This is a genomic window from Streptomyces colonosanans, assembly GCF_001866645.1.
Taxonomy (GTDB): domain Bacteria; phylum Actinomycetota; class Actinomycetes; order Streptomycetales; family Streptomycetaceae; genus Streptomyces; species Streptomyces colonosanans.
Window position 1 is genome coordinate 132,198 of record NZ_MLYP01000043.1, and the last position, 24,911, is coordinate 157,108.

The 24,911-nt window shown below is 71.2% G+C and carries 18 protein-coding genes, 3 tRNA genes and 1 pseudogene; 8 read left to right on the top strand and 14 right to left on the bottom strand.

The features are described from left to right. Positions 1 to 95: 95 nt before the first annotated feature. Positions 96 to 401 (bottom strand): hypothetical protein, encoded by a 306-nt coding sequence (locus BIV24_RS17510; protein ID WP_071367295.1) that lies wholly within the window; start codon positions 399 to 401, stop codon positions 96 to 98. Positions 402 to 566: 165 nt separating this feature from the next. On the opposite strand from BIV24_RS17510, the gene BIV24_RS17515 reads away from it, so the two are divergent. From BIV24_RS17515 to BIV24_RS17525, 3 genes are all read left to right on the top strand, one after another. Beyond that, a tRNA-Asn gene (locus BIV24_RS17515) sits at positions 567 to 639 on the top strand. Between the two features lie 5 nt (positions 640 to 644). Further along, positions 645 to 717, top strand: a tRNA-Asn gene (locus BIV24_RS17520). A 169-nt stretch (positions 718 to 886) separates the two neighbouring features. Beyond that, positions 887 to 960 (top strand) — tRNA-Ile (locus BIV24_RS17525). Positions 961 to 1,226: 266 nt separating this feature from the next. Here BIV24_RS17525 and BIV24_RS17530 read toward each other — a convergent pair. Then, entirely contained in the window at positions 1,227 to 1,958 is a 732-nt protein-coding gene (locus BIV24_RS17530) for a DUF4232 domain-containing protein (RefSeq protein WP_071367263.1), read from the bottom strand. 188 nt (positions 1,959 to 2,146) lie between these two features. On the opposite strand from BIV24_RS17530, the gene BIV24_RS17535 reads away from it, so the two are divergent. Beyond that, positions 2,147 to 3,658, top strand: coding sequence for a transcriptional regulator (locus tag BIV24_RS17535; protein WP_071367264.1), 1,512 nt, complete (start codon positions 2,147 to 2,149; stop codon positions 3,656 to 3,658). A 59-nt stretch (positions 3,659 to 3,717) separates the two neighbouring features. Here the strand turns inward: BIV24_RS17535 and BIV24_RS17540 are convergent, their stop codons facing one another. Further along, positions 3,718 to 4,755, bottom strand: coding sequence for a rod shape-determining protein (locus BIV24_RS17540; RefSeq protein WP_071367265.1), 1,038 nt, complete (start codon positions 4,753 to 4,755; stop codon positions 3,718 to 3,720). 881 nt (positions 4,756 to 5,636) lie between these two features. Here BIV24_RS17540 and BIV24_RS17545 point away from each other — a divergent pair. Next, entirely contained in the window at positions 5,637 to 9,251 is a 3,615-nt protein-coding gene (locus BIV24_RS17545) for a S8 family serine peptidase (protein WP_071367266.1), read from the top strand. Positions 9,252 to 9,411: 160 nt separating this feature from the next. Here BIV24_RS17545 and BIV24_RS17550 read toward each other — a convergent pair whose 3' ends face one another. Continuing rightward, complete coding sequence (locus BIV24_RS17550) at positions 9,412 to 10,860, bottom strand: acyl-CoA synthetase (RefSeq protein ID WP_071367267.1); 1,449 nt, start codon at positions 10,858 to 10,860, stop codon at positions 9,412 to 9,414. A 134-nt stretch (positions 10,861 to 10,994) separates the two neighbouring features. Continuing rightward, the gene (locus tag BIV24_RS17555; protein ID WP_071367268.1) at positions 10,995 to 11,600 is read right to left on the bottom strand and encodes a hypothetical protein; all 606 of its coding nucleotides are present in this window, start codon (positions 11,598 to 11,600) and stop codon (positions 10,995 to 10,997) included. Positions 11,601 to 11,928: 328 nt separating this feature from the next. On the opposite strand from BIV24_RS17555, the gene BIV24_RS17560 reads away from it, so the two are divergent. After that, entirely contained in the window at positions 11,929 to 12,417 is a 489-nt protein-coding gene (locus BIV24_RS17560) for an isochorismatase family protein (RefSeq protein WP_071367269.1), read from the top strand. 44 nt (positions 12,418 to 12,461) lie between these two features. Here the strand turns inward: BIV24_RS17560 and BIV24_RS17565 are convergent. The 4 genes and pseudogenes from BIV24_RS17565 to BIV24_RS17580 all read right to left on the bottom strand — a co-directional run. Next, positions 12,462 to 12,620, bottom strand: a pseudogene (locus BIV24_RS17565) (helix-turn-helix domain-containing protein); the annotation flags it as partial. A 119-nt stretch (positions 12,621 to 12,739) separates the two neighbouring features. Next, positions 12,740 to 15,691 (bottom strand): glycoside hydrolase family 35 protein, encoded by a 2,952-nt coding sequence (locus tag BIV24_RS17570; RefSeq protein WP_071367270.1) that lies wholly within the window; start codon positions 15,689 to 15,691, stop codon positions 12,740 to 12,742. Between the two features lie 619 nt (positions 15,692 to 16,310). Next, positions 16,311 to 17,285 carry an aldose epimerase family protein gene (locus tag BIV24_RS17575; RefSeq protein WP_071367271.1) on the bottom strand — a complete coding sequence of 325 codons (975 nt, stop codon included), beginning with the start codon at positions 17,283 to 17,285 and terminating at the stop codon, positions 16,311 to 16,313. A gap of 114 nt (positions 17,286 to 17,399) precedes the next feature. Continuing rightward, a complete protein-coding gene (locus BIV24_RS17580) occupies positions 17,400 to 18,296 on the bottom strand; it encodes an SGNH/GDSL hydrolase family protein (protein ID WP_071367272.1) in 897 nt (298 codons plus the stop codon). 237 nt (positions 18,297 to 18,533) lie between these two features. Here BIV24_RS17580 and BIV24_RS17585 point away from each other — a divergent pair, with 237 nt between their 5' ends. Next, complete coding sequence (locus tag BIV24_RS17585; RefSeq protein ID WP_071367273.1) at positions 18,534 to 19,028, top strand: DUF3145 domain-containing protein; 495 nt, start codon at positions 18,534 to 18,536, stop codon at positions 19,026 to 19,028. A gap of 119 nt (positions 19,029 to 19,147) precedes the next feature. Here BIV24_RS17585 and fabF read toward each other — a convergent pair whose 3' ends face one another. The 5 genes from fabF to BIV24_RS17610 all read right to left on the bottom strand — a co-directional run bounded on the left by fabF (position 19,148) and on the right by BIV24_RS17610 (position 24,153). Then, positions 19,148 to 20,419, bottom strand: coding sequence for a beta-ketoacyl-ACP synthase II (gene fabF, locus BIV24_RS17590; protein ID WP_071367274.1), 1,272 nt, complete (start codon positions 20,417 to 20,419; stop codon positions 19,148 to 19,150). 121 nt (positions 20,420 to 20,540) lie between these two features. Beyond that, a complete protein-coding gene (locus tag BIV24_RS17595) occupies positions 20,541 to 20,789 on the bottom strand; it encodes an acyl carrier protein (protein WP_071367275.1) in 249 nt (82 codons plus the stop codon). Positions 20,790 to 20,892: 103 nt separating this feature from the next. After that, positions 20,893 to 21,924, bottom strand: coding sequence for a ketoacyl-ACP synthase III (locus BIV24_RS17600; protein WP_071367276.1), 1,032 nt, complete (start codon positions 21,922 to 21,924; stop codon positions 20,893 to 20,895). Positions 21,925 to 21,940: 16 nt separating this feature from the next. Continuing rightward, the gene (locus BIV24_RS17605) at positions 21,941 to 22,855 is read right to left on the bottom strand and encodes an ACP S-malonyltransferase (protein WP_071367277.1); all 915 of its coding nucleotides are present in this window, start codon (positions 22,853 to 22,855) and stop codon (positions 21,941 to 21,943) included. Positions 22,856 to 22,944: 89 nt separating this feature from the next. Then, on the bottom strand, positions 22,945 to 24,153 hold the full coding sequence (locus BIV24_RS17610) for a PucR family transcriptional regulator (RefSeq protein ID WP_071367278.1): 1,209 nt from the start codon (positions 24,151 to 24,153) through the stop codon (positions 22,945 to 22,947). 85 nt (positions 24,154 to 24,238) lie between these two features. On the opposite strand from BIV24_RS17610, the gene BIV24_RS17615 reads away from it, so the two are divergent. Beyond that, positions 24,239 to 24,895: a pirin family protein gene (locus BIV24_RS17615; RefSeq protein WP_071367279.1), complete on the top strand. Its 657-nt coding sequence runs from the start codon at positions 24,239 to 24,241 to the stop codon at positions 24,893 to 24,895. Positions 24,896 to 24,911 lie beyond the last annotated feature (16 nt).

A 24,911-nucleotide genomic window follows, 5' to 3' on the forward strand; every position in this document is an offset into this window, starting at 1 on the left:
CCGACGCGGGTGTGCGCGCCGCGCCCGGACGGCCCTCGGTGGGCGTGCGGGGCGTGCGTGCCCGCTGCCTCCCGGAGGCCGGCCGTCCCGGGTGGTCAGGTGCTGCCGGTGCCCCAGTCGTCCTTGCCGCCGCCGTTCGCCCGCCGTTCACGCAGGGAGCGCACACGGGTGGTGACCGAGTCGGGCACACGGTCACCGACCTTGTCGCTCACCGCGTGGAAGGCCCGGCCTGCGTACTCGCGCCCTTGCTGGGCGGCGGACTCGGCGGTGTTGCGCACCGCGGGGTTCTGCGCGACCTGGCGTGCGGACTTCTTCAACTGCTCGTACCGGTCGCGCCCGGCCCGCGCGCCCAGCACGTAGCCGAGACCCACCCCGGCGAAGAACGTGAGCCGATAGCGCATGACGGCCACCCTTCCCTTGCGTCTGCGTCGTTCCTTGCGTGGGCATCGATCGCGGGGGATACCGATTGGCGGAGCACCCCCCTGCTTGCGCTAATGTATGTGTCGCAGCGAACGAGCGCCCCCTGGCGGATGTCCAGAGAGGTACGTTCGATGCAAACGAGGCATTCCTCCGTAGCTCAATTGGCAGAGCAGCCGGCTGTTAACCGGCAGGTTACTGGTTCGAGTCCAGTCGGGGGAGCTCGGTCCTCCGTAGCTCAATTGGCAGAGCAGCCGGCTGTTAACCGGCAGGTTACTGGTTCGAGTCCAGTCGGGGGAGCATGCTGAAACAAGGACCCCGTACGGGGTCCTTTTTCATGTCCCCAGGAACCGCCACACGCATGGTGGAGTCCTCAAGGTCCTGTGAAGCCGACCATGCGAAGCAGGAGATCGTATGAGCGGCTATGCTGCGGCAGACGGCGCGCACACATGTACGCGACGCGCCGTACGGGGCGGTAGCTCAGCCGGTTAGAGCAGCGGACTCATAATCCGCCGGCCGTGGGTTCGAGTCCCACCCGCCCCACCGCAGGGTTCTCCCGGAGAACCGTTTCTATCTGCGGAGACGCGCGAACGGGGGCCGCCACTCCACAGTGGCGGCCCCCGTTCATTCATTCGGACCATGATCCAGTGCGTACGGAGGAGACACGGGTCAGATCGTGGCGCGACGCCTGACGACTCCCGCCTCCTGCGGGAAGCCGCCCGTGCTCCCCAGGAGCACCACGCTGAAGGCCGTGCCGGTGAAGGTGGCCACGCAACGGAGAATCCTGACGGCGAACATGCTTCTGCGCCTCACCAGTTGATGGCGTCGTCCATCGACTGCTGCCAGTACGTGACTTCGAGCGTGTCGTCGACATAGGTGCCGTCGGCGGGCAGCGACGGGTGGGCGCCGGCGCCCACGCTCTCCTGGCCGGAGGGGCCCTGGAAGTAGACGGTCAGGGACTTCACCTTGTGGCCGCCTGAGCCGCTGTCGTCGGCGGCGGACAGTTTCACCGAGGCGTAGCCGGACTCGCCCTGCTTGAGCGTGACGACGGCCTGCGGCTTGGAGTCCTCGTCGGCCCGGGGCACGGACTGGGCCTCACCGAACCGGACGGCCGGGTAGCCGTAGAGGTAGCAGGGCTTGCCGCCGGTGTTGGTGACCGTGAGGAGCATGTGGTTCACGGGGCGGGGCAGCGGCTCCGCGACGGTTTTGGTGTTGGAGCCCTCGCAGGTGACCGGCTTGCCGGAGTCCGCGCCGCCCGCCGCTTGCGTCGAACCCTCGGGCGCGGGCCTTGCGTCCGACGAGGAGGCCTCGGAAGGGCCGGATCGGTCGGTGGAAGCGGTGGGGGTGGTGGAACTGGTGGAACCCTTGGGGGTGGTGGGGGCGGATGCGGACGCCGACGAGGTGGAGGAGCCGGACGGAACGGGCGCGCCGTCCTCGACGGTGCCCGTTCCGTCCTTGCAGGCGGTCAGGGAGAACGCGGCGAGAACGACGGTCGCGGCGGCACCGACGAGGCGGGTGCGGGAGGTGCGGATCCTGGACATGTGGCTGTGCCCCTTCGGTGTTCGGGTGGCTGTGATGCTTGGATGACTGGAGCTTGCGAGGTGATCCGTCCCAGCCGCCACTCATGGCGGGCAGTCAGGGACGCTGGAACGCTGAAACGGGCTCTGACCAGGGGGAATACACTGTCCCTGGAACGCGTGACTGGGACACGGGGGAGACGGAGGAACGGGTGTCTGGGGCGAGGGGAGCCGGGGGGCCGGACGAGTTCGCGGCACTGCTGCGGGAGCTCAAGGACCGCTCGGGGCTCAGCTACGGGACGTTGGCCAAGCGGCTGCACATGAGCACGTCGACGGTGCACCGCTACTGCAACGGCAGCGTGGTGCCGAGCGAGTACGCGCCGGTGGAACGTCTGGCGCGGGTGTGCCGGGCGACGCCTCAGGAACTGGTGGAGCTGCACCGCCGCTGGATTCTTGCGGACGCGGCGCGGGGCCAGAAGACGGACCGGGCTCATGGGGCGTGGGCGGCGGGAGCGGCCGTGGATCCGGCCCCGGCGGTGACGTCGGATCAGGGGGCCGGTTCGGCTGGTTCACCGCAGACGTCGGGTACCGGCTCGGCGGCGGACGCGGCCGAGCCGGTGGACGCGGCGTCCACGGCGGAGCCGGGCTCAGCGACAGCGCAGGGCCCCGCCGCAACCCCGACGCCCGGAACGGACTCGCCCCGCGCGGCGGCCTCGCGCGGACCGGGCGGGGACGGTGACCTGGTCGTCGTCGACGTGCCGCGCAAGTTCGGGCCGCCACGGCGTCGCAGTGCCGTGCTGATCGCCTCCATCGCGGTGGCCGCCGTGCTGGGCACCGTGGTGCTCGCCGCGAATCTGCCGCCCGGTGGTGGTGGGAGCGATGCCGGGGGCCGGCAACCGGCGGGTGCCACCGCCGTGGCGGACGTCGAGGAGCCTTCCGCGTCGGCCTCTGCCACCCCGTCCCCGAGCGGGAAGAGCCGCGAGCCGTCCGCGAGCCCGTCGGTCTCCGCCCCCACCACCGAGTCCGGCCAGGTCAGGCCCGGCGCCTCGGCGGGCGGTGGCAAGCAGGGAGCGGCCGAGCCCGGCGGTGGCAAGCAGGGGGCGGCCGAGCCCGGCGGTGGCAGCGGCGGCGTACCGCTCACCGTCGCCACCCGCCCCTACGTCTACGACAACCCGTGCAGCCAGCACTTCCTCGTCGACAGCGCACCGGAGCACGTCGGCCCGCCCGCGTTCGAGCAGGACGCCCCGCGCTGGGCCGCCGCCAACCACGCGGTCTCCTCCGGTGAACAGCGCGTCGCTCTCACCGTCCAGGGCAGCAGCGAGGACACCGTCGTACTGGAAGCGCTGCACGTCCGGATCCTGGGCAAGGCCGCACCGCTCGCCTGGAACGACTACGCGATGGGCGTCGGCTGCGGCGGCGGCGTGGACACCAGGTCCTTCGACATCGACCTGGACGACGGCAGTCCCGGCGTCACCGTCAAGAACGGTCGGCGCGACTTCCCGTACAAGGTCAGCGAGTCCGACCCGGAGGTCTTCTATGTCACCGCGCACACCAAGGCCCACGACGTCCGCTGGGACCTGACCCTGGACTGGTCCAGCGGGTCGCGCCGCGGCACTCTGCACATCGACGACAACGGCACCCCCTTCCGTACGAGCGGGAACGTCGGCCGCCCCGGCTACGACTACCCGCTGGGCGGCAGCGAGTGGATCGAACGGGCGGGCTGACGGGCGGGCAGGCCACAGCATCGAGGCCCCCCGGCGAATGACCGGCGCCCGGCGTACGGTCAGGCCGCGAGCGGATTGAACGTCAGTTGTGGGATCCGGCCCTCCAGCATGGCGCCCACGCCCTGGATGGCGCAGATGTCGGGTCGCTCGGCGATGTGCACGGGCATGCCGGTCGCCTGGCGCAGCATCTGGTCGAGCCCCGGCAGCAGCGCGCTGCCGCCGACCATCATGATCCCGCGGTCGGCGAGATCGGCCACCAGGTCGGGCGGGCAGTCCCGCAGCACCTTGCCGATGCCGTCGAGCACGGCGGTCAGCGGGGTCTGGATGGCCACCCGTACGGCGGCGGTGTCGATCCGGACGGACCGGGCGAGCCCGGTTGCCACGTCCCGTCCCTGGATCTCGGTGGAGGCGGGGCCGTGAGAGGTGAGCCCGTTGTCGGACAGAGCGATCTGCAGGGGGCGTACGGACTGGCTCGGCAGCAGCAACGCGTGCTCGTGCCGCAGGTGTTGCACGATCGCGCGGTCGACGGCCTCGCCGCCCACCGGCATCCGTTCGGCGGTGACGATGTTCCCCAGCGACAGCACGGCGATCTGGGTGGCCGCCGCCCCGCACACCATGATCATGGAAGCCTCGGGCTGCTCGACCGGCAGTCCGCACCCCACGGCGGCGGCGACGAGTGTGTCCACCAGTTCGACTCTCTTGGCCCCCAGCCCGACCAGGGTCTCGATGGTCGCGCGCTGGGCCAGGGGATCCGCGTCGTGCGGGGTGCAGGCGGCGGCCCGTAGCCAAGGCCTGCGGCGCAGGGCGCGGCGCAGCTTCTCGCCGAGCAGGTGGCGCAGCATCCGCTGGGCCATCTGGATGTCGACGACGGTGCCACCGGAAACGGGCCGTACGACACGGATATACGCGGGAGTGCGCCCTGTCATCTTCTCCGCCAGATCACCGACCGCTATCAGCGCGCCCGTCCGGGTGTTCACGGCGGCCGCGCTGGGCTGGTCCACCACCAACCCGGCGCCCTTGACGTACACACGGGTCTTGGCCGCCCCGAGGTCCACGGCGAAGTGGCAGCGGCGCAATTGGTCAAGGCTGACGGTCATGGCGGTACCTCCCGAGAAAAGACCGCGGGCGGCCGCCGGGCGACCGCCTCTCCTTACGCATCGTGCGCGGGAGAGAGGGGCCGCGCCCTTCGGGGTGGGCCGGGCGGGGTACGGCCGAACGGGGAACTCGTCGGCGATGCCGGGTGTGGTGATTGACCGACGGGCCTGAGGGGTTCAGTCGCCTCCGGGGCAGGGCGGAGGCCGGACATCGTGAGCGTGCGCGAGGCCGGCCGCCGGGGGCCCGCGCCGTGGTGGGGGTGAGGACGAAGCCGGCGCCCGCGGCGCGCGGCCTGCTGTTCGACGCGGGCAGACCCCTACGACGAGCGCACGTGGCGCTGCTCACCGTTCTTGTGGACTGAGCAGAGGTGAGCCCGCTCGGCCGCGCGCCCCGAACGGTCCCCGGCGCACTGGTCCCCGGCGTACTCGACCCCGGGGCAGCGGCACGGATCCTGTCCGTGGTCCGATCCCGGGAGGCCCCCGCGGCCGGAGGCCGCTGATGGACAGCCCTGGCGACCTGGCCGTGTGGGTACGGCCAGCGGCGACGGGGAGGCTCCGAACCATCACTCCGGTGGAGCGGGGGCCCCGTACGCCGACGTCCTGCCCGGCGTCCCGGATCGCACGATCACGCGAACCCGACCGGCCCACGGCCCTGCAAGCCCGAGAGCCGACCCTCACACGATCGAGTTGAAGCGACCCTCTGCACACTCCCCGGCGAACAGATGCCAACCCCCTGTCGCGCTTGGAGGTGTTTGGATCTGGATGGCGGGTTCGCGCCCGGTGACGGGAACCCGCCACTGCGCCTTCTCGCCATGCACGGTCAACTCCCTTGCTGCACAAGCCCCCTGACACTCTTCGGAGCACTCGACGAAGAGAGGGCAGGGATGTACAGAGGACCAGTCAGAGGTGGGGTGACCCTCCTGTCGGCCGGGATCGTGCTCGCGCTGCTGCCGCCGGGCAACGCCGGCGCGGCGAGTAGCCCGCCGGCTCCCACGCACACCGCCACCGCCGCCCAGACCGTCACTCTCGTGACGGGCGACAAGGTGACCGTCACCGACCTCGGCGGTGGGAAGAAGACCGTCTCCGTCGAGCGGCCCCGAGGGGTCACCGGGGCGGTACGGACCGACGTCGCGAACGGGGGCGTCACCGTCGTGCCGGACGAGGCGCTGCCGTATCTGCGGGCCGGCAGGCTCGACCGGCGGCTGTTCGATGTCAGCGCCCTGATCCGGCAGGGGCTCGCCGACGGGAAGACCGACACGCTGCCGCTGATCGTGACCTATGGCAAGGGTACGCGGCAGGCGACGTTCCGCGGTGCGGCGCGGACCCGCTCGCTGTCCAGCATCGACGGGGCCGCCCTCGACGCCGCAAAGGGGCGGACCTTCTGGCGGTCCCTCACCGGGCAGGCCGGCATCGGCAAGGTCTGGCTCGACGGTCAGGTCAAGACCGACATGGCGGAGAGCAACGCGCAGATCGGGACCCAGTCCGCGTGGGACGCCGGATTGACCGGCAAGGGTGTCACCGTCGCCGTCCTCGACACCGGAGCCGACACCGGGCACCCGGACCTGGCGGGGCGCGTCTCTCAGTCCAAGAGCTTCATCGACGGGCAGGAGGTCGCCGACCGCAACGGGCACGGCACGCACGTCACCTCCACGGTCGGCGGCAGCGGATCCGCCTCCGACGGCACCGAGCGCGGTGTGGCCCCCGGCGCCACCCTCGCCGTCGGCAAGGTGCTCAGCGACGACGGCTTCGGCAGCGAGTCCGAGATCATCGCCGGCATGGAGTGGGCCGCACGCGACGTGCATGCCAAGGTCATCTCCATGAGCCTCGGGTCGCAGGAGGCCAGCGACGGCACCGACCCCATGGCCGAGGCCGTCGATGCCCTGTCCCAGGAGACCGGCGCCCTCTTCGTCATCGCGGCAGGCAACACCGGCGCGCCCTCCTCCATCGGCTCGCCCGGCGCCGCCGACTCCGCGCTGACCGTCGGCGCCGTCGACTCCGCCGACCAGGCCGCCTACTTCACCAGCGCCGGACCCCGGTACGGGGACAACGCGCTCAAGCCCGATATCTCCGCCCCCGGGGTCGACATCCTCGCCGCGCGCTCCCAACTCGTCGGCGGCAGCGGCTACTACACCCGGATGAGCGGTACGTCGATGGCGACCCCGCATGTCGCCGGCGTCACCGCGCTGCTCGCCGAGAAGCACCCTGACTGGACCGGCGCACGGCTCAAGGACGCGCTGATGTCCTCCTCGAAGCAACTCGACTCCTCCGCCTACCAGTTGGGTGCGGGCCGGGTGAGTGTCCCGGACGTCGTCACGGCACGCGTCACCGCCACCGGCAGCGCCGACCTCGGCTTCTACAGCTGGCCGTACGACGCGAACAAGCCGGTCACCCGCACCATCACCTACACCAACTCCTCAGATGCGGCAGTCGAGTTGAGCCTCGATGTGCAGGGTGCGCCCGACGGGGTCGCCATGCTCGCCGACTCCACGCTCACCGTGCCCGCGCACGGCACCGCGTCCACCATCGTCACCGGTGACGGTTCCAAGGCGCCGGTCGGGAACGTCTCCGGGCAGATCATCGCCTCCGAGCACGGCACTCCCGTCGCCCACACCGCGTTCGGGCTGGTCAAGGAAGACGAGCGGTACACGCTCACCGTGCACGTCAAGGACCGGGACGGCAGCCCCGCCCCCGCCGACCTCGTCGTGCAGCAACTCGCGCGGAACACCGACCCGTTCCCTGCCTCCGTCGGCGACTCCGGCACCCTCGAGCTGCGGCTCAAGCCGGGCACCTACAGCCTGGCCTCCTTCCTCGACGTGCGCGGCAGCCATGGCGCCGACTCGCTCGGGCTCGGCTTCCTCGCCGCCCCTGAGCTCACTCTCGACCGGGACCGCGAGGTCACCCTGGACGGACGGCGGCTGAGGGAGATCAGCGCCGACGTCCACCGGACCACCCAGACCCGTCAGCTGCTGATGGAGTACGACCGCAACGCAAACGGCTCCGACTACTTCGGCGCCGTCCAGGTGCCGGTGAAGTACGACAGCATCTTCGCCGCTCCCACCGCGAAGGTCACCCAGGGCAGCTTCGAGTACCGCACCGTGTGGCGGCTCGGCCAGCCCCTGCTGGAGGTCAAGGGCCTCGGCGAGGCGGTCGCACAGCCCGGCGCCACCCTGCTCGAGGGACGCACCCGCCTGCCGCTCGTCGACGTCGGGGACGGTCCGTTCCCGGCGGGCGTGCGCGGCAAGGCCGTCCTGGCCCGTCTGACCGATGGCACCGACCCCACCGCCCTCGCCCAGGCCGCCCAGGACGCCGGCGTCACCGCACTGTTCGTCACCGACGACACCCCCGGGCGCCTGAACGCCTGGTGGGGCACCGACGACAACGCGGACCGGCCGCTGCAGATCGCCACCGTGAACGCGGCGGACGCGGCCCGGCTGCGCAAGGCCGGGCAGGCCGACATGACGGGGACCCGCAACACCCCGTATGTGTACGACCTCGCGCAGGGCCACCCGGGAGCCATCCCCGACAAGGACCTCACCTATATTCCCGGCCCGCGTGAACTCGCCGTGCTGGACGCGAAGTTCCACGCCGTGAAACCGGTGAGCGGCGGCGAGTTCCGGTACTCGCTCACCGACGCCTTCCCCATAGGCATCGGCTTCCAGGAGCGGATCGACTACCCGGCCGAGCGGACCGACTACGTCTCGACCGGACCCGGTCAGCTGTGGCACGAGTCCGTGAACGCCGGCGACAGCACCCTGGAGGAACGAAGCGGACTGATCGGCTACCGGGGCGGAGACCATGCCGCGCTGAACTGGTTCAAGCCCGTCTGGCACCCCTGGCTCGGCACCGGCCTGGGCTGGGGACAGCAGCGCTCCGGGAACGTGATGCAGTTCAACACGCCCGGCTGGGGCGACTCCGGACCCGACCACACCGGCTTCGGTGACACGTGGAGCGCCGACAGCGGCATGACCCAGGCCACGGCCGTGTACCAGGACGGCACACTCGTCGACCGGCGCAGCGGTTCCACCGCGTACGTGTGGGACGCGCCCGCCGACGAGCACACCTACAAGCTGGTCACGGACACCACGCTGGACGCGGACCGCTGGAAGCTCTCCACCAAGGGCCACTCCGAGTGGACCTTCCGCTCGTCCGCGACCCCGGCCGACCGCGCGACCTTCCTGCCGCTGCTCAACCTCGCCTACGACGTCGACACCGACCTGTCGGGCGATGTCCGCGGTGGCCGGGTGCCGGTCGGGATCTCCGCCTCGTACGTCGCGGGCGCGCCCGGCACCGGCACGATCGGCGACGCGAAGCTGCAGGTGTCGTACGACGACGGCGCCTCCTGGCAGACCGTCCCGCTCACCGGCGGCACGGGGGACTCCTGGATGGGAACGCTGACCGTGCCGTCCGATGCACGGTACGTCTCCCTGCGTGCGTCGGCGAGCGACGAACGTGGCGGATCGGCCACGCAGGAGATCATCCGGGCGGTGGGCGTGAAGTAGCTCCACGGCCGACGATGCCCCGCACCCCCCAGGGCCACCAGGTCCTGGGGGTGTACGCGGAGCCGGCCCGCCGTCTCGCGCGGCGGCGCGGGCGAGCGAGGCGCCGGTGCCCGCCCACTGCGGCGGCCCGTCGGGCGCGGACTCCCGTGCCGGAAGAACGTCAGCCCGCGCCCAGCGCCCGCTTGATGATCTTCCCCATGTCGTTGCGCGGCAGGGCGTCGAGATGGCGCACGACACGCGGGCGTTTGTGCGGGGCGAGCCGCCGGGCCACATGGTCGGCGAGTTCCCCGGCACCGGGTGGGGCGGCCGGGTCGACGGGGACGACCCAGGCGACGATTCGCTCGCCCAGGTCGTCGTCGGGCTCCCCGGTGACGGCGGCCTCCCGCACCCCCGGGTGTTCCAGCAGCGCGTTCTCGATCTCGCCCGCCCCGATCTTGTACCCGCCGCTCTTGATGAGGTCGGTGGCCTTGCGGCCCACGATGCGCACGTAGCCGTCGGCCTCGCGGACCGCCATGTCGCCGGTACGGAACCAGCCGTCCGCGGTGAAGGCGCCGGCGGTGGCGTCGGGGCGGTTGAGGTACCCGGTGAACAGGTTCGGGCCGCGGACCTGGATCTCACCGACCGTCTCCCCGTCGTCCGCGGTGATCGGCGAGTCGTCGTCCTCGACGAGCCGCAGTTCGACCCCGGGAAGCGGCACCCCGACCGTGCCCGGGCGCGGCTCCTCGTCCGCGCGCACACTCGTGTTCATCAGCGTCTCCGTCATCCCGTACCGCTCGATGACCCGGCGACCGGTCGCGGCGGCGATCCGCTCGTGGTCGTGCACCGGCAGTGCGGCCGACCCGGAGACCAGGAGCCGGGCCCCGGCCAGCGCCTTGGCCAGCTCCGGGTCGGCGGGCAGTGCCTCGGCGATGCGGTGGTACATCGTGGGCACGCCGAACAGCATGGTCGCCCCCTCGCCCAGCTCGCGCGCCACCCCGTCCGTACTGAACCGCCCGAGGTGCCGCACGGATCCACCGCGCCGCAGCGGGCCGAGGACGCCGAGGACCAGTCCGTGCACATGGAACAGGGGCAGGCCGTGCACGAGGACGTCGTCCGCGGTCCACTGCCAGGCGTCCGCGAGCGCGTCGAGCGTCGCTGCGACGGCGCGGCGGGGGATCACGGCGCCCTTGGGCGGGCCGGTGGTGCCGGAGGTGTAGACGATCAGGGCGGGATCACCCTCGCCGGTGTGGCCCTCCGGGAGAACTCCGGTGCCGTGCACGTCGACATCGATCCGTTCCAATGCGCCGACCGGAGACGGTAGTTCGGCATCAGTGGCGGCCAGTACCAGCGACGGTGCGCTGTCCGAGAGGATGTGCCCCAGCTCGCGTTCCCCGGACTTCGGGTTGAGCGGGACGAAGGGCACGCCGGCACTGAGCGCGGCCACCGCCGCGACGGCGGTCTCCAGGGAGGGCGTGGCCCACACGGCCACCCTGCCCGCGTTCCCGATCCGCCCGGCGAGCGCACCGGCGGCCGCGGCCAGCTCCGCGTACGTCAGGGCCCGCTCACCGAACCGCAGTGCGGGCCGCCGCGTGGTCCCGGGATCGGACAGGGCCGGAAAGAGGGAGGGCACGCGGGGACTCCTTGTGGCGAAGCGGACGTACGGACTCAGGGACTGTTCCTCCAACGGAGCGAGCGAAACCCGCCCGGCGAGGAGGCGAACACGTCGCCTGCTCGGTCCCCGGCCCGCGGTCGTCGAGGCGATCGTCAGGGCCGGCTGCCGACGGCTGTCCGCTGCAGCAGCCCCCAGGTGAACTCCGCCGCGCACGCGTGCCGGGCGCCCGACGTGTCGGGGGCGTTGAAGGCCAGACCCCAACGGGTGGGGGCCGTGCCCTCCAGGGGGCGGGCCGGGGCGAAGGCGCGGGCCACTTCGTCGACCGTGCAGGACCAGGGGGTCAGGTCCTCCAAGGTCTCCAGCCGGGGAACGGGCGCGCCCGGCGCCCGCACCAGCCACTCGTTCCACACGACCCCGTTCGGTGCCACCAGGACCTCGAAGCGCAGGTCCGGCCAGAGCGGGACCGGCCACAGCAGGGCGTCGCAGACCAGGTCTCCGATCCGGCGCGGTGTCGTCGACTCCGGTGTCCCGAGGACGGAGCGGTACCTCAAGGCGGCGGCGCGGGAGCGGGGGGCGTGCAGCATGGCCTGCCAGCGGCGGTTGGCCTCACGCATGTCCGTGATCGAGGCACCCAACTCGCGGCGGGCGTCTTCGACGAGGTCCGGATTGTGGTCGGCCATGCGGCGCAGCAGGACCAGTTGGAAGTCGAGGGGCGTGAAGGGGCCGGCGGGGCGTTTCGCGGACGGCATGCGGTCCATCCTCGCGCACGGCACGGACACCGGCACGGACGCCCGGAGCCCGCGCACAGCCAGTGCCCCGGCAGGCAGCGTTCGCCTGCCAAGGAGCGGCGTTCGGTGCGTGCTCTGGGGCCCCTGCTCGAAGAGCTCGGGGGAGCGTGCCGGGCGTCGCGACAGGGCGAACGTTGCCTGTTGGGGAAACTAGGGCCTGTTTGGAGTTGTGATCGCGTGGCTGGGCGGAGGATGCTGATCCAGATGATTCTTTCGCGTAGTTGGAGCCCGGCCGATTGGCTGCTTATGGCCTTGGCGCCTGGATCCCGGTGCGCCGGGCGGCCCTACGATCATTGCTATGACTTCCGCACTGATCCTCATCGACCTGATGCCGCGCATCATCGCCCTCCCACTCGCACCGCACTCCGGTGACGAAGTGCTTGCGCGTTGCCGCGAGTTGGCCCAGTCGTTCCGGGCGAGTGGGCAGCCGGTCGTGTTGGTCCGTGTGGAGCGCCCGAACGTCGCCGAGCAGCCGCCGGGCAGCGACTTCGCCGATGACCTGGTACACGGCGGCGACGTCGTGGTGGTCAAGCGCACGATCGGAGCGTTCTACGGCACCGATCTGGACGAGCAGTTGTGCAAGCTCGGTGTGGACACCTTGGTGATCGCCGGGCTGGTCACCACGATGGGTGTCGAGTCCACCGCACGGGCCGCGGCCGACTACGGCTACCAGCTGGAGTTCGTAGCCGATGCGATGTCCGGACTGGCCGCGGACGAGCACGAGTTCACCGTAGAGCGGATCTTCCCGCGCTTCGGCAAGGTGCGGAACAGCGCCGATTACAGCTGATGCCGGCTCAGTCCGGTATGTCCGGCACCTCGCCGAGTGGTCACCTCGCCGAACTGCCGGTAGCGGTCGGCCCATCGCTGGGCCGTGGTGGGCGAGACCTGGAAGCGCTCGGCGGCCCGGCGCAGGGGCCAGCCGTCCTCGACCACGCAGCGGGCCAGGCGCAGGCGTCCGGTCTCGGTCAGGGGTGCATTACGGTGGGGCACGAGGGCCTTTCGGTTGGTGTAGACGTCGCAATCCACACCGAACCGGAAGGCCCTCACCCGTTCAAGATCCCTCAGCCGAGACCTGCATCACCCGTCCACAACCTCCCCGGACAGAACAACTAGCGCTCCCAGCCAGGGGAGTGCACACGCGTCACGGGAACTCCCCCGGCCGCCCGGCCGAGCAGCGTCAGCTCGACCCTGCCTGGACCCGACGGAGTGGTCCCGTCGGCCAGGACCGCCAGTGCGAGCGTGTTGGCGCCCCGGGTGTCGAGCACCCCGTTCGGCAGGACGAAGGTGTGCTGCGGACCGACGTCGTTGATGTACTGGCCCATGTTCCAGCCGTTGAGGAAGATCTGCACCCGGTAGGCGCGGGCCGGGTCGTCGGTGAGGGTCAGCCCGATCGACGCGTCCGTGCCGGGATCGACGGCCGGCCGGAAGACCGTCCGATACCAGACCACGCCCTGCACCCGGTCGCTGCGCGGGAGACCGGCGGGCTGCCAGCCGTCGTCCGCGAACCCGGGCAGATGCCAGCCGTTCCGCTCCCCGTACAGGCCGCCGTTGTTGAGCGGACCGCGCACGGGATCGGGGGCGGCCTCGCCCTGGATCCGCCAGCGCACCGCGGGCGTTGCTCCGTCGAAGGCGACGGAGGCCAGCCCCCGCCCCGCCTTGTGGGTGTCGTTCGCCCGGAGGTCCTCGTCGTGCTGCATACGGCGGACGAGCACCGACAGGACATGGGCGCCGGACGCCCCGACCGTGACGGGGAACGTCGCCGTCGCCGACCAGGTCCCCTGCCGGACCGTCTTCCGGTCCGGAACCGGCATCCGGTGCGTGCCCAGCGGCCTGCCGTCCAGCCACGCCATCAACAGCCCCTGGGTGCCCGTGACGTAGGCGAGGGAGACCGACGTAGCGTCGGCCGCGCCCTCGAAGCGGCCCCGGTACCAGACGTCCCCGTAGTGGAAGCCGTAGTCGTCGGCGAAGAGGACGGGCTGTCCGTCGGGCAGGGGAGTCGTGCTGAACGAGGAGGTGCGGTCGGCCTTCCGCCACGCCGAGTCGTCGAAGCCGGGGGCCGACTCGGGGTTCTCGGCCTTTTGGCGCCACTCGGTCAGCCCGGGCAGCCGGACAGGTGCCGCGCCCGGCAGCCGACGGGTGGCGCGCAGGCTGCCGGAAGCGGTGGCGCGCGTGCGCAGCGGATTCCCGTTCCAGACGACCTCGGCCACCCCGCGCGGCGCCCACACCTCCAGGTCGGCCTCGTCGACCGTGTCGCCGGTGAGGTACGCGGTCGTGCCGCGCAGGGCGGCGGTGCGCAGCAGAGCGGGCCCGTACACCAGGACCGGCCCCGACGGGGTGGTGTGGCGCCACAGCCGCGCGGATGTCTCGTCGTCCGCGAACAGGAGCAGCAGCGGCCGTGACACGCCGGCGCCGGTCACCGACACCCGGGTGAGTCCGCCGAGGGGGACGTCCACGCGCAGGGCGCCGTCTTCGTACGCGTACCCGGCGTTCCCCTCGAGCACGGTGACGGCGGGCTCGCCGGCGCAGGTAAGGACGGTCCGCGTCGCCTCCTGCGAACGTCCTGTGAGCACCGCGACGTCCTGGCGCCCGGTGGTCAGCCGCAGCATGGGCTGGGCGGTGGAGTAGCGCAGTGTCCGCCGCCCGAGGGAGATCCCCGTGGTCAGCAGCCGGGCGTCCCTGCCGGGGACGGGCACGGGGACCGCCGTCCCGGCGAGCGGGACGGTGGCGACGGCCTCGGCGGACGTGTCGTTGCGCAGCACGTGGACATGTGCCCCGGTGTCCGGGTTGGTGAGGTGGTAGGCCTTGATCCCGGGGGCACCGGTGTCGATGTCCTCCGCCCGGTCCAGCTTGGCCAGCTCGGGCACGCTCTGCAGCAGATACCCGATCTGGTGCAGGGGGACCAGCTTGGCGGTCGGCCGGCGGCCCTCGTCGAGTCCGGCCCCGTAGTCGTACGACGTGTAGACGACCGGTGCGGGCAGCCAGCCCCACGATGTGCCGCCGAAGGCCATGTAGACGTTGTGGGCCTTGATGCCGTTGGCGAGGTTGGTCAGGTAGAAGCGCCGTTCGTACGCCGCGTCCCGGGTGCGGCGGGACTCCGCGTACCCCTTGCCGCCGAACTCGACGCCGCCCCACGGATCGAACCAGCCGCCCCCGAACTCGGCGAGGAAACCGGGGGTTTCGGGACTCGCGGTCGATCCGCCCTTCGGCCCCCCGATGCCGAAGTACCCCCAGTCCGGAGGGGGTTCGGAGGGTGACGGGTAGCCGTCGAAGCCGTACAGCCAGCGCCCGCGCTCACCTGAGGTGTCGAACGAGCCCGGCACCCAATGCCCGTTCCTGCCCTTGTCGTTGTGGAAGAGCGGCACGTCGACGCCGTCGGCGCGGACCTTCCGGTACAGATGGGCCATGTAAGCGCGGCCGGTGGCCTCGGTGACGTGGTTCGCGTACTCGTTCTCCAACTGGTAGAGGACGATCGTGCCGGTGCCCCTGGTGTACAGGTGCCGCACCGCGATCCGGTTCACGGCGGTCAACCACTCGTCCACGTACGACAGATAGGTGGGGTCGGCGGTACGGGCCGTGCCCCGGGTGGCGGTCAGCCAGCCGGGGAAGCCGCCCGCGTCGACCTCCGCGTTGATGTACGGGCCCGGGCGCAGGATCACATACAGCCCCGTCTCGGCGGCCGTGCGCAGGAACAGGTCCAGATCGCGGACGCCCGTGAAGTCGTACGAGCCCGGGGCGGGGGAGTGGTAGTTCCACGAGACGTAGACGCTGACCGTGTTGTAGCCGTGGGCGCGCAGCTTCTGCAGGACGTCCCGCCACAGCGAGGGGCTCGGCAGCCGGAACGGGTGCACCTCGCCGGACCACAGCACGACCCGTCCGCCATCGACGATCATCGAGTACCGGTCGAAGCCAACCGTGTGCGCCTTCCCGTCCGCGCCTGCCGGGCCGGGGGCCGGCCCGGCAGGCGCGGTGACGGCGGCGTACGCCCCGGTGCGTCCGGTGAGCGAGAGGCCGAGCGCGGCGGTGCCGGCGATCGCGCTGAAGGTACGTCTGCTCAACACCAAGAGTCTCCTCAGGGGCGCGGGTGCCGACATTGTCCACGCAGCACGGCACGGCTCCGCGCTCATGCGGAGCTCGGCGCGGGCGGATTACCCAGTACGGGCGTGCCCCGCGCCGCATGCGAACGCCTGGACGTTTGTGAAGGGTTCGTACGAGATCCGGGCGCGCCGCTCGATCGAGGAGCGCCGGGTCACCGCGACGATTAACGTCTGAACCGGGACGAGTGCCCTACCCGGCAGCCCCGGTCCGGGACCTGACCACCGGACCGGGGCTCGCCGTATCCCGCCCACGACGGCAGCACCACCCGCGTGCTGACGCGCCGTCTTGAGAGAACGGACAAGCCCGTTCCCCAGTGCTGTGAACGGAAGGGTTCACCGGCTCGCGACGCCCGGCACGGCTCCCCCACGCTCGGTTTCTCCCCCACTCTCGGCTCCGCTCGAGCGGGGGGACCCCCAGCGCGGGAGGGGCCCCCACCGCCGCGTTGTCGCATCACCCGAGTACATCCAGTACGCGGGTGATGTGCTCCGCCTTGCGATGCTCCCCCACCGCCTGAAGGGCGAGGGAGGTGCCCCCAGCACCGGACGCCCCGAGCTTTCCGGCAGACCTTTCCGGTCGCAGCACTAGCTAGCCGCGGACGCCGAAGCCGTACACGCTCTGCGAGCGGTACACCTCGCCCGGCCGCAGCTGCGTGCTCGGGAACTCCGGGCGGTTCGGGGAGTCCGGGAAGTGCTGCGTCTCCAGCGCGATCCCCTCGCCGGCGGTGAACGGGACGCCGAGATGGTCCGCGGTGTACAGCTGGAGTCCGGGCTCGGTCGTCGCCACGGTGAGGAACCGCCCGGACGCCGGGTCGTACAACTCGGCGACCTCCTCCGGCGTGCCGGTCACCCCCTTGTCGAGCACGAAGTTGTGGTCGTACCCCGAGCCGACCGTCCGGGACTCCCGGAAGTCGAACCGCGTGCCGTCCACGTCGTCGAGCACGCCCGTCGGGATCAGGCCCGCGTCCACCGGGGTGAACCGCGAGGCAGCAATGCGCAGTTCGTGCCCGCCCGCGCTGCCCGAACCGCCCAGGTTCCAGTACGCGTGGTTCGTCAGGTTCACCACGGTCGGCGCGTCCGTGACCGCCTCGTACCCGATCCGCAGTGCGCCGTCCGCGTCGAGGCTGTACGTCGCGGAGACCTCCAGCCGGCCCGGGAAGCCCCCCTCGCCGTGCGGGCTCACCCGGGACAGCCGCACACCGTGCTCGACGGGCTCGACCTCCCACACACGCTTGTCGAAGCCCCGCTCGCCGCCGTGCAAAGAGTTCGGCCCGTCGTTCGGCTCGAGCGCGTGGGTCCGGCCGTCGAGAGTGAAGCGGGCGCCCGCGATGCGGTTGGCGTACCGCCCCACCAGCGCCCCGAGGTACGGCCCCGGATTCCCGACGTAGCCGTCCAGGTCCGGGAAGCCCAGGACCACGTCGGCCGGACGGCCGTCCCGGTCGGGGACCTCGGCCGACTGCACGATCCCGCCGTACGACAGAACCCGCACCCGCACCCCGCCCCGCTCCAGCGTCCAGCGGTGGACCGGCGTACCGTCGGACAGCGTGCCGAAGAGTTCACTCATGCGGAAACCCTAGTGTCGCGTGTTGCTGATCGCGTACTTCGCGCGATACCTCAAAGGCCCGCTGACCAGCAGGTTTGTGATCCGCAGAGGTAACGTCGACCGAATCACAAGACACTAGGTCACAGGCTTCTTCGCGGTGACGGTGCGGTAGGCGATCTCGGCGAGCCGCGCCTGGCCGTTCCTGCTCGGATGGAACCAGTCCCAGTGGCTGAGCTGGCCGGGGCCGAAGTGGTAGTCGAAGACCGCGTTGCCGTCGAAGCGGCATCGCCGGTCCTTCGCGCAGACCTCCCGCAGGACCCCGTTGTACGCCTCCACACGGGCGTGCACCATGTCGCGCCGCTTGGTCGCCGCCGCGTCCAGCGCGTCCGCGTCGGCCAGCATCGACGGGCAGATGCCCAGCTTCCACACCTGCTTGCCGAGCGGGTTGGTGCGGCCCTGCGACCACAGCCGTTTCAGGTTCGGCACGCTCGACACGTACACCTGCGTCCTGGGCAGCGACTCGCGCAGCGTGTCCATGGCGTCCTTGAACTGGGTGCGGAAGTCGGCGGCCGAGGTCATCGACGAGGTGGAGGTACGGCAGACGTCATTGGCGCCCACCATCACCGTCACCAGTTCCGGCTTCTTCGCCGCGGCCTGCGTCATCTGATCGGGCAGATCCGTCATCCGTGCCCCGGTCACCGCGTAGTTCCAGCTGCGCTCGGCGGCCCCGGCCGCCCCGAGCAGCCGTACGGCGAGGCTGTCGACATCGCTGTCGCCGCCCGTCGCCCACGACACCTCGGGGCAGTCGGACAGCACGGTGCAGGCGTCGAAGCCGCGCGTGATGGAGTCACCGACGGCGGCGATCGAGTCGGGGGAACGGTCCCAGACCGGGGTGGGCTTCGCGGACGACCGCGCGGCCGAGCCCGGCGGGGTGCTCCCCCGGCCACCGGAGGCGTCGCACCCGACGATTCCCACAATGGCCGCGGTTGCGATCGTGACGACGGCCCGCGAACGGTGGCTTCGCTTCCGCATCCCCTGGTCCCCTCGTTCGTCGTCCACGGTCGGTCTGTGCCCGCGATCGTTCGACCGACCTTCGAACATGTTGGGTCAACCCCGCGTCCCCTTGGGTGAAACCTTGGAGTTTGCGGGCATCGGGACCGACGGTACGTCACACTCCTTGCGCCGCCGCACGGTAGCCTCGCCCCGTGGCCGTCCTGCCACACCCGTTCCGTAAAGTTACAAGATGTCGCGGTCTGCCCGGAGGTTCAGGTGACGACACGTGGAGTCCTGTACGTGCACTCCGCGCCACGCGCACTGTGCCCGCACGTCGAGTGGGCAGTCGCGGGCGTGCTGGGGACGCGTGTCAGCCTCGACTGGATCCGGCAGCCCGCCGCCCCCGGCACCTGGAGATCCGAGTTCTCGTGGCAGGGCGAGATCGGCACCGCCTCCAAGCTCGCCTCCGCGCTGCGCGGCTGGCACCTGCTGCGCTTCGAAGTCACCGCGGAACCCTGCCCGACCGCCGAGGGCGAGCGCTACAGCTGCACTCCCGACCTCGGTATCTTCCACGCGGTCACCGGCATCCACGGCGACATCCTGATCCCCGAGGACCGGCTGCGCGCCGCGCTGGTGCGCTCCCAGCATGGCGAGACGGACCTGGAGGCCGAACTCGCCAAGCTGCTGGGCAAGCCGTGGGACGACGAACTGGAGCCCTTCCGGTACGCCGGCGAGGGCGCTCCGGTGCGGTGGCTGCACCAGGTCGTCTGACGCCCCCTCAACGCCGCGCGAACCCGAGGCCGCGCGAACCCGAGGCATGAGACCTCAAGGGCATGGGAAGGGCCCCCACCAGGTGGTGGGGGCCCTCCTCATGGGTGCCTGTGCCGGGATCAGACCGAACGGAACGCCAGGACCACGTTGTGTCCGCCGAAGCCGAACGAGTCGTTCAGCGCGGCGATACGGCCCTCGACGGGCAGCTTGCGGGCCTCGCCGCGGACGATGTCGGCGGTGGCCTCGGCCTCCGGGTCGAGGTTCTCGACGTTGATCGTCGGCGGGGCGATGCGGTGGTACAGCGCGAGAACGGTCGCCACCGACTCCACGCCGCCCGCGCCACCGAGCAGATGACCCGTCATCGACTTGGTCGCGGAGACCGCCATGTGGTCCGTGTCGTCGCCGAACACCTTGCGCAGCGCCTTCAGCTCGGCCACGTCACCGGCCGGGGTGGAGGTGGCGTGCGCGTTCACGTGCACGATCTCCGCCGGGTCCAGGTCGTTGTTGTCGAGCAGGTTCTGCAGGGCGTGCGAGATACCGCGGCCCTCGGGCTCCGGCTGCACGATGTCGTGGCTGTCGGCCGAGATGCCCTGGCCGACCGCCTCCGCGTAGACGCGGGCACCGCGCTTGGCCGCGTGCTCGGCCGACTCCAGGACCAGGACGCCCGCGCCCTCGCCCATGACGAAGCCGTCACGGGCGTCGTCGTAGGGCCGCGACGCGCCCTCGGGGTCGTCGTTGTTCTTGGACATTGCCATCATGTTGCCGAACGCGGCGATCGGCAGCGGGTGGATGGCCGCCTCCGTACCGCCGGCGACGACGACGTCGGCGCGGCCGGTGCGGATCATCTCGATGGCGTAGCCGATGGCCTCGGCGCCCGACGCGCAGGCGGAGACCGGGGTGTGCACACCGGCATGGGCGCCCACGGCCAAGCCCACGTTGGCGGACGGGCCGTTCGGCATCAGCATCGGCACGGTGTGCGGGGAGACACGGCGGACGCCCTTCTCCTTCAGCACGTCGTACTGGTCCAGCAGGGTCGTCACACCGCCGATGCCGGAGGCGATGACCGTGCCCAGCCGGTCGGGGTCGACGTTGCCGTCCTCGCCCGCCTTGCCGGTGAAACCGGCGTCCGTCCAGGCCTCCTTGGCCGCGATCAGCGCGAACTGCGCCGAACGGTCCAGACGGCGGGCCTGGGGCCGCGGGATGATCTCGGACGGCTCCACGGCGATCTGCGCGGCGATGCGGACCGCCTGCTCGGCGGCCCAGTCCTGTTCCAGCGGCCGGACGCCGGACTTGCCTGCGACCAGGCCTTCCCAGGTAGAGGCCGCGTCGCCACCCAGCGGTGTGGTTGCGCCGATACCGGTGACGACCACGGTGCGATTGGTCGAGCTCACGGGAATTCTTTCTCCAACGGATACGAGGATTCAGCGGCGCCACCGCCGGGTGGCGGGGCAACGGCCCGACGGCCGGGCCCGACGGCCCGGGGTCGGGCTTTATGCCCAGGTGATCGGTCGATCAGGCCTGGTGCTTGAGGATGTACTCGGCGGCGTCACCGACCGTCTTGAGGTTCTTGACGTCGTCGTCGGGGATCTTCACCTCGAAGCGCTCCTCGGCGGCGACGACGACCTCGACCATGGACAGCGAGTCGACGTCCAGGTCATCGGTGAAGGACTTGTCCAGCTGGACGTCCTCGGTGGGGATCCCGGCGATCTCGTTCACGATCTCGGCGAGACCGGCGACGATCTCTTCCTGAGTGGCGGCCATGTCAGGCGCTCCTTCGTAGATATTCAGAGGGTGTTGCGCCCACCGCGTCAGCGGCAGGTGTCTGCAGTTCCCGTACCGGATTGCATGATCCGGCACGGAGTGCCTAGGGGAGGGTAACGACCGATGCGGCGTACACGAGCCCCGCCCCGAAGCCGATGATGAGCGCGGTGTCGCCGCTCTTGGCCTCGCCGGTCGCCAGGAGCCGCTCCATCGCGAGCGGGATCGAGGCGGCCGAGGTGTTGCCGGTGGTGCGGATGTCACGGGCGACGGTGACGTGCTCCGGCAGCTTGAGCGTCTTCACCATCGAGTCGATGATCCGCACGTTCGCCTGGTGCGGGATGAAGACGTCCAGGTCGTCCGCGGTGATCCCGGCCGCGTCCAGCGCCTGCTGGGCGATCTTCGCCATCTCGAACACGGCCCAGCGGAACACCGCCTGGCCTTCCTGCGTGATCGCGGGGAACTTGACGTTGCCCTCGCTGTCGAGCGGAAGCTTGGAGACGTCGCCGGCATGCAGTTCGTTCCACGACACGGTCTGCTTGATCGTCTCGGACTTGTCGCCCTCCGAGCCCCACACGGTCGGACCGATGCGCGGCTCGTCGGAGGGGCCCACGACGACCGCGCCCGCGCCGTCGCCGAACAGGAAGGCGGTGGCCCGATCCTCCAGGTCGGTCAGGTCGGACAGGCGCTCCACGCCGATGACCAGGACATGCTCCGCGGACCCCTCGGTGATCATGCCCTTGGCGAGCGTGAGGCCGTAGCCGAAGCCCGCGCAGCCGGCCGAGATGTCGAAGGCGGCGGCCTTGTGAGTGCCGAGCTTGTCGGCGATCTCGGTGGCGATGGCCGGGGTCTGCTTGAAGTGCGAGACGGTGGAGACGACGACCGCGCCGATCTGGTCGGCGGTGATCCCGGCGTCGGCGATCGCCTTGCCCGACGCCTCGATGGCCATCGCGGCGACGGTCTCCTCGTCGTTCGCCCAGTGCCGGGTCTCGATGCCGGAGCGGGAGCGGATCCACTCGTCGGAGGAGTCGATCTTCTCCAGGATCACCTCGTTGGGCACCACCCGGACCGGGCGGTAGCCGCCCACGCCGAGGATGCGCGCGTACGGAGCGCCCTTGGGTGCCTTGATCTTCGACATACTCTCGGGCTCCTTCTCAGGCGCTGTGCTCGGCGATGAGCTCGCGAGCCGCGTCGAGGTCGTCGGGGGTCTTCAGGGCCAGGGTGGCGACGCCCGGCAGCGCACGCTTGGCGATCCCGGTGAGGGTGCCGCCGGGGCAGACCTCGATCAGCGCGGTCGCGCCCAGCTTCTGGAAGGTCTCCATGCACAGGTCCCAGCGGACCGGGTTGGCGACCTGGCCGACCAGGCGCTGCAGCACCTCGGCACCGTCGGTGACGACCTGCCCGTCCTTGTTCGAGACGTACGTGACCTTCGGCTGAGCGGGCGTCAGCGCCTCGGCGGCCCGCGCGAGGGTGTCGACGGCGGGGGCCATGTGACGGGTGTGGAAGGCGCCTGCCACCTTCAGCGGGACGACGCGGCGCACACCCGCGGGCTTGTCCTCGGCCAGGGCGGCCAGCTGCTCCAGGGTGCCGGCGGCGACGATCTGCCCGGCGCCGTTCACGTTCGCCGGGGTCAGCCCCAGCTTCTCCAGGTGCGGGATCGTCGTCTCGGGGTCACCACCGAGCAGCGCCGACATACCCGTGGGCGTGATGGCGGCGGCCTCGGCCATGGCCAGGCCACGCTTGCGTACGAGGCCCAGTGCGGCCGAGTCGTCGAGGACGCCGGCGAAGGCGGCCGCGGTGATCTCACCGACGCTGTGGCCCGCGACGGCATCGGGGGCGATGTCACCCAGTGCCATGGCGGACAGCAGGCCGGCGGCGACCAGCAGCGGCTGGGCGACGGCGGTGTCCCGGATGGCGTCGGCGTCGGCCTGCGTGCCGTAGTGGGCGAGGTCGAGCCCGATGGAGTCCGACCAGGCGGCGACACGGTCGGCGGCACCTGGGAGGTCGAGCCAGGGGGTCAGGAAGCCGGGCGTCTGGGCGCCCTGGCCGGGAGCGACGAGTACGAGCACTCTCACACTCTCTCTTGGGGACGGCCGGAGCCGCCCGTGGGGACAGGGACGAAGAACCGCAGGGGGTTTTGTGGACCTCCCACAAAAGGCTAGATCTGAGGATCAGCCTCGGCCAGACGCCCAAGGATCAGTGCGATCCGCAGCGTGAACGCGGAGCGTACATCAGAGGGTGACCAGCCGGTGACGTCAGTCACACGTCGGAGCCGGTAGCGCACGGTGTTCGGGTGAACGAAGAGCATCCGGGCGGCGCCTTCGAGGCTGGAGGCCTGCTCCAGATACACGCTGAGGGTCTCCAGGAGTGCGGAGCCGGCTTCTTCCAGTGGTCTGTAGATCTCCTCCACCAGTTGCTCGCGTGCGCTGGGATCGCCGGCGATCGCGCGCTCCGGAAGCAGATCGTCCGCCAGGACCGGCCGCGGTGCGTCCTGCCAGGCAGAACACGCCTTGAGGCCCGCCGTGGCGGCCTGTGCGGACCGGGTCGCGGTGAGCAGGTCCGGCACGATCGGCCCCGCGACGACAGGTCCGGCGGCGAACGGCCCGATGAGCGACTTGGCGGCGGCGAGCGGGTTGTCGCTGCCTCCGACGATCACGACGAGCCGGTCCCCGAGCACGCCCGTCAGGACCTGGAGCTTGGCGTGCCGGGCGGCCCGCCGGGTGGCCTCGACGGTCAGTTCGCTGTCACCGTCGGGTGCCGTACCCAGCACCACGCACACATGCTCGGGTGAGTTCCAGCCGAGCGCGGCGGCCCGGCTGATGGCCCCCTCGTCGGCCTCCCCGCTGAGCACGGCGTTCACGACGAGCGACTCCAGGCGCGCGTCCCAGGCGCCGCGCGCCTCGGCGGCCTGGGCGTAGACCTGGGCAGTGGCGAAGGCGATCTCACGGGCGTACACGAGGAGCGCCTCGCGCAGCACGGACTCGTCACCGGGAGCGGCCACCTCGTCGATGGCGGACTCCATGACCTCGATGGTGGTGCGCACCATCTCCACGGTCTGCCGCAGGGTGATGGCCCTGGTCAGCTCGCGCGGCGCGGTGCCGAAGACATCGGTGGAGATGGCCTGCGGGGTGTTCGGGTGCCGGAACCACTCGGTGAACGCGGCGATGCCCGCCTGGGCGACCAGCCCGATCCAGGAACGGTTCTCCGGGGGCATCGCCCGGTACCACGGCAGTGTCTCGTCCATGCGCGCGATGGCCTGCGCGGCGAGGCTTCCGGAGGACTTCTCCAGTCGCTTCAGCGTCGCGGCGTGCGGATGGACGGAGTGCGCTGCGGGTTCGGTTCTGCTGTGGGTTTCGGGTTCGGGCACGGGAACAAGACTGCCTTATCGGGACGGCGTCGTGCCGCGGTGGGTCCCTGCGGGCGGCGGACGCGGGGCTACCGTGGAGCCTGTGATGGATGTACGGCGCGCCGGCGAGCGCTACCGGGGAGGGGACCCGGCCGCCGGGATCGAGTCCCTGCACGCCTTCAGCTTCGGTCCGCACTACGACCCGGACAACCTCCGCTTCGGTGCGCTGATCGCCTGCAACGAGGAGCGGCTGGCACCCGGCGCGGGCTTCGACGAACACCCGCACAGCCACACGGAGATCGTCACCTGGGTGATGGAGGGCGAGCTGACCCACCGCGACTCCACGGGCCGTACGTCGGTGATCCGCCCCGGCGACGTCCAGTGGCTGAGCGCGGCGGGCGGCGTCCGCCACGTGGAACGCAACGACGCCGATGTCCCGTTGGTCTTCGTCCAGATGTGGCTGACCCCCCGGGAACCGGGCGACGACCCCGGCTACGAGGTCGTCCACGGCATCGCGGACTCCACGCCGTACGCGGTCCCTCGGGCGGGCGCCATGCTCCATGTCCGGCGACTCGGGGCGGGGGAGCGGACAGAGGTTCCGGGTGCCGCGTATGTGTATGTCCATGTCGTACGGGGGGTAGTGGGGCTGGCCGGTGAGGAGCTGAGAGCGGGCGACGCGGTGCGGATCACGGGTGCCGCCGAGGACGTGGAGATGCGGGGGCTGACGAGCGCGGAGGTGCTGACGTGGGAGATGGAGGGGTGAGCGGGCCGGATCCGCT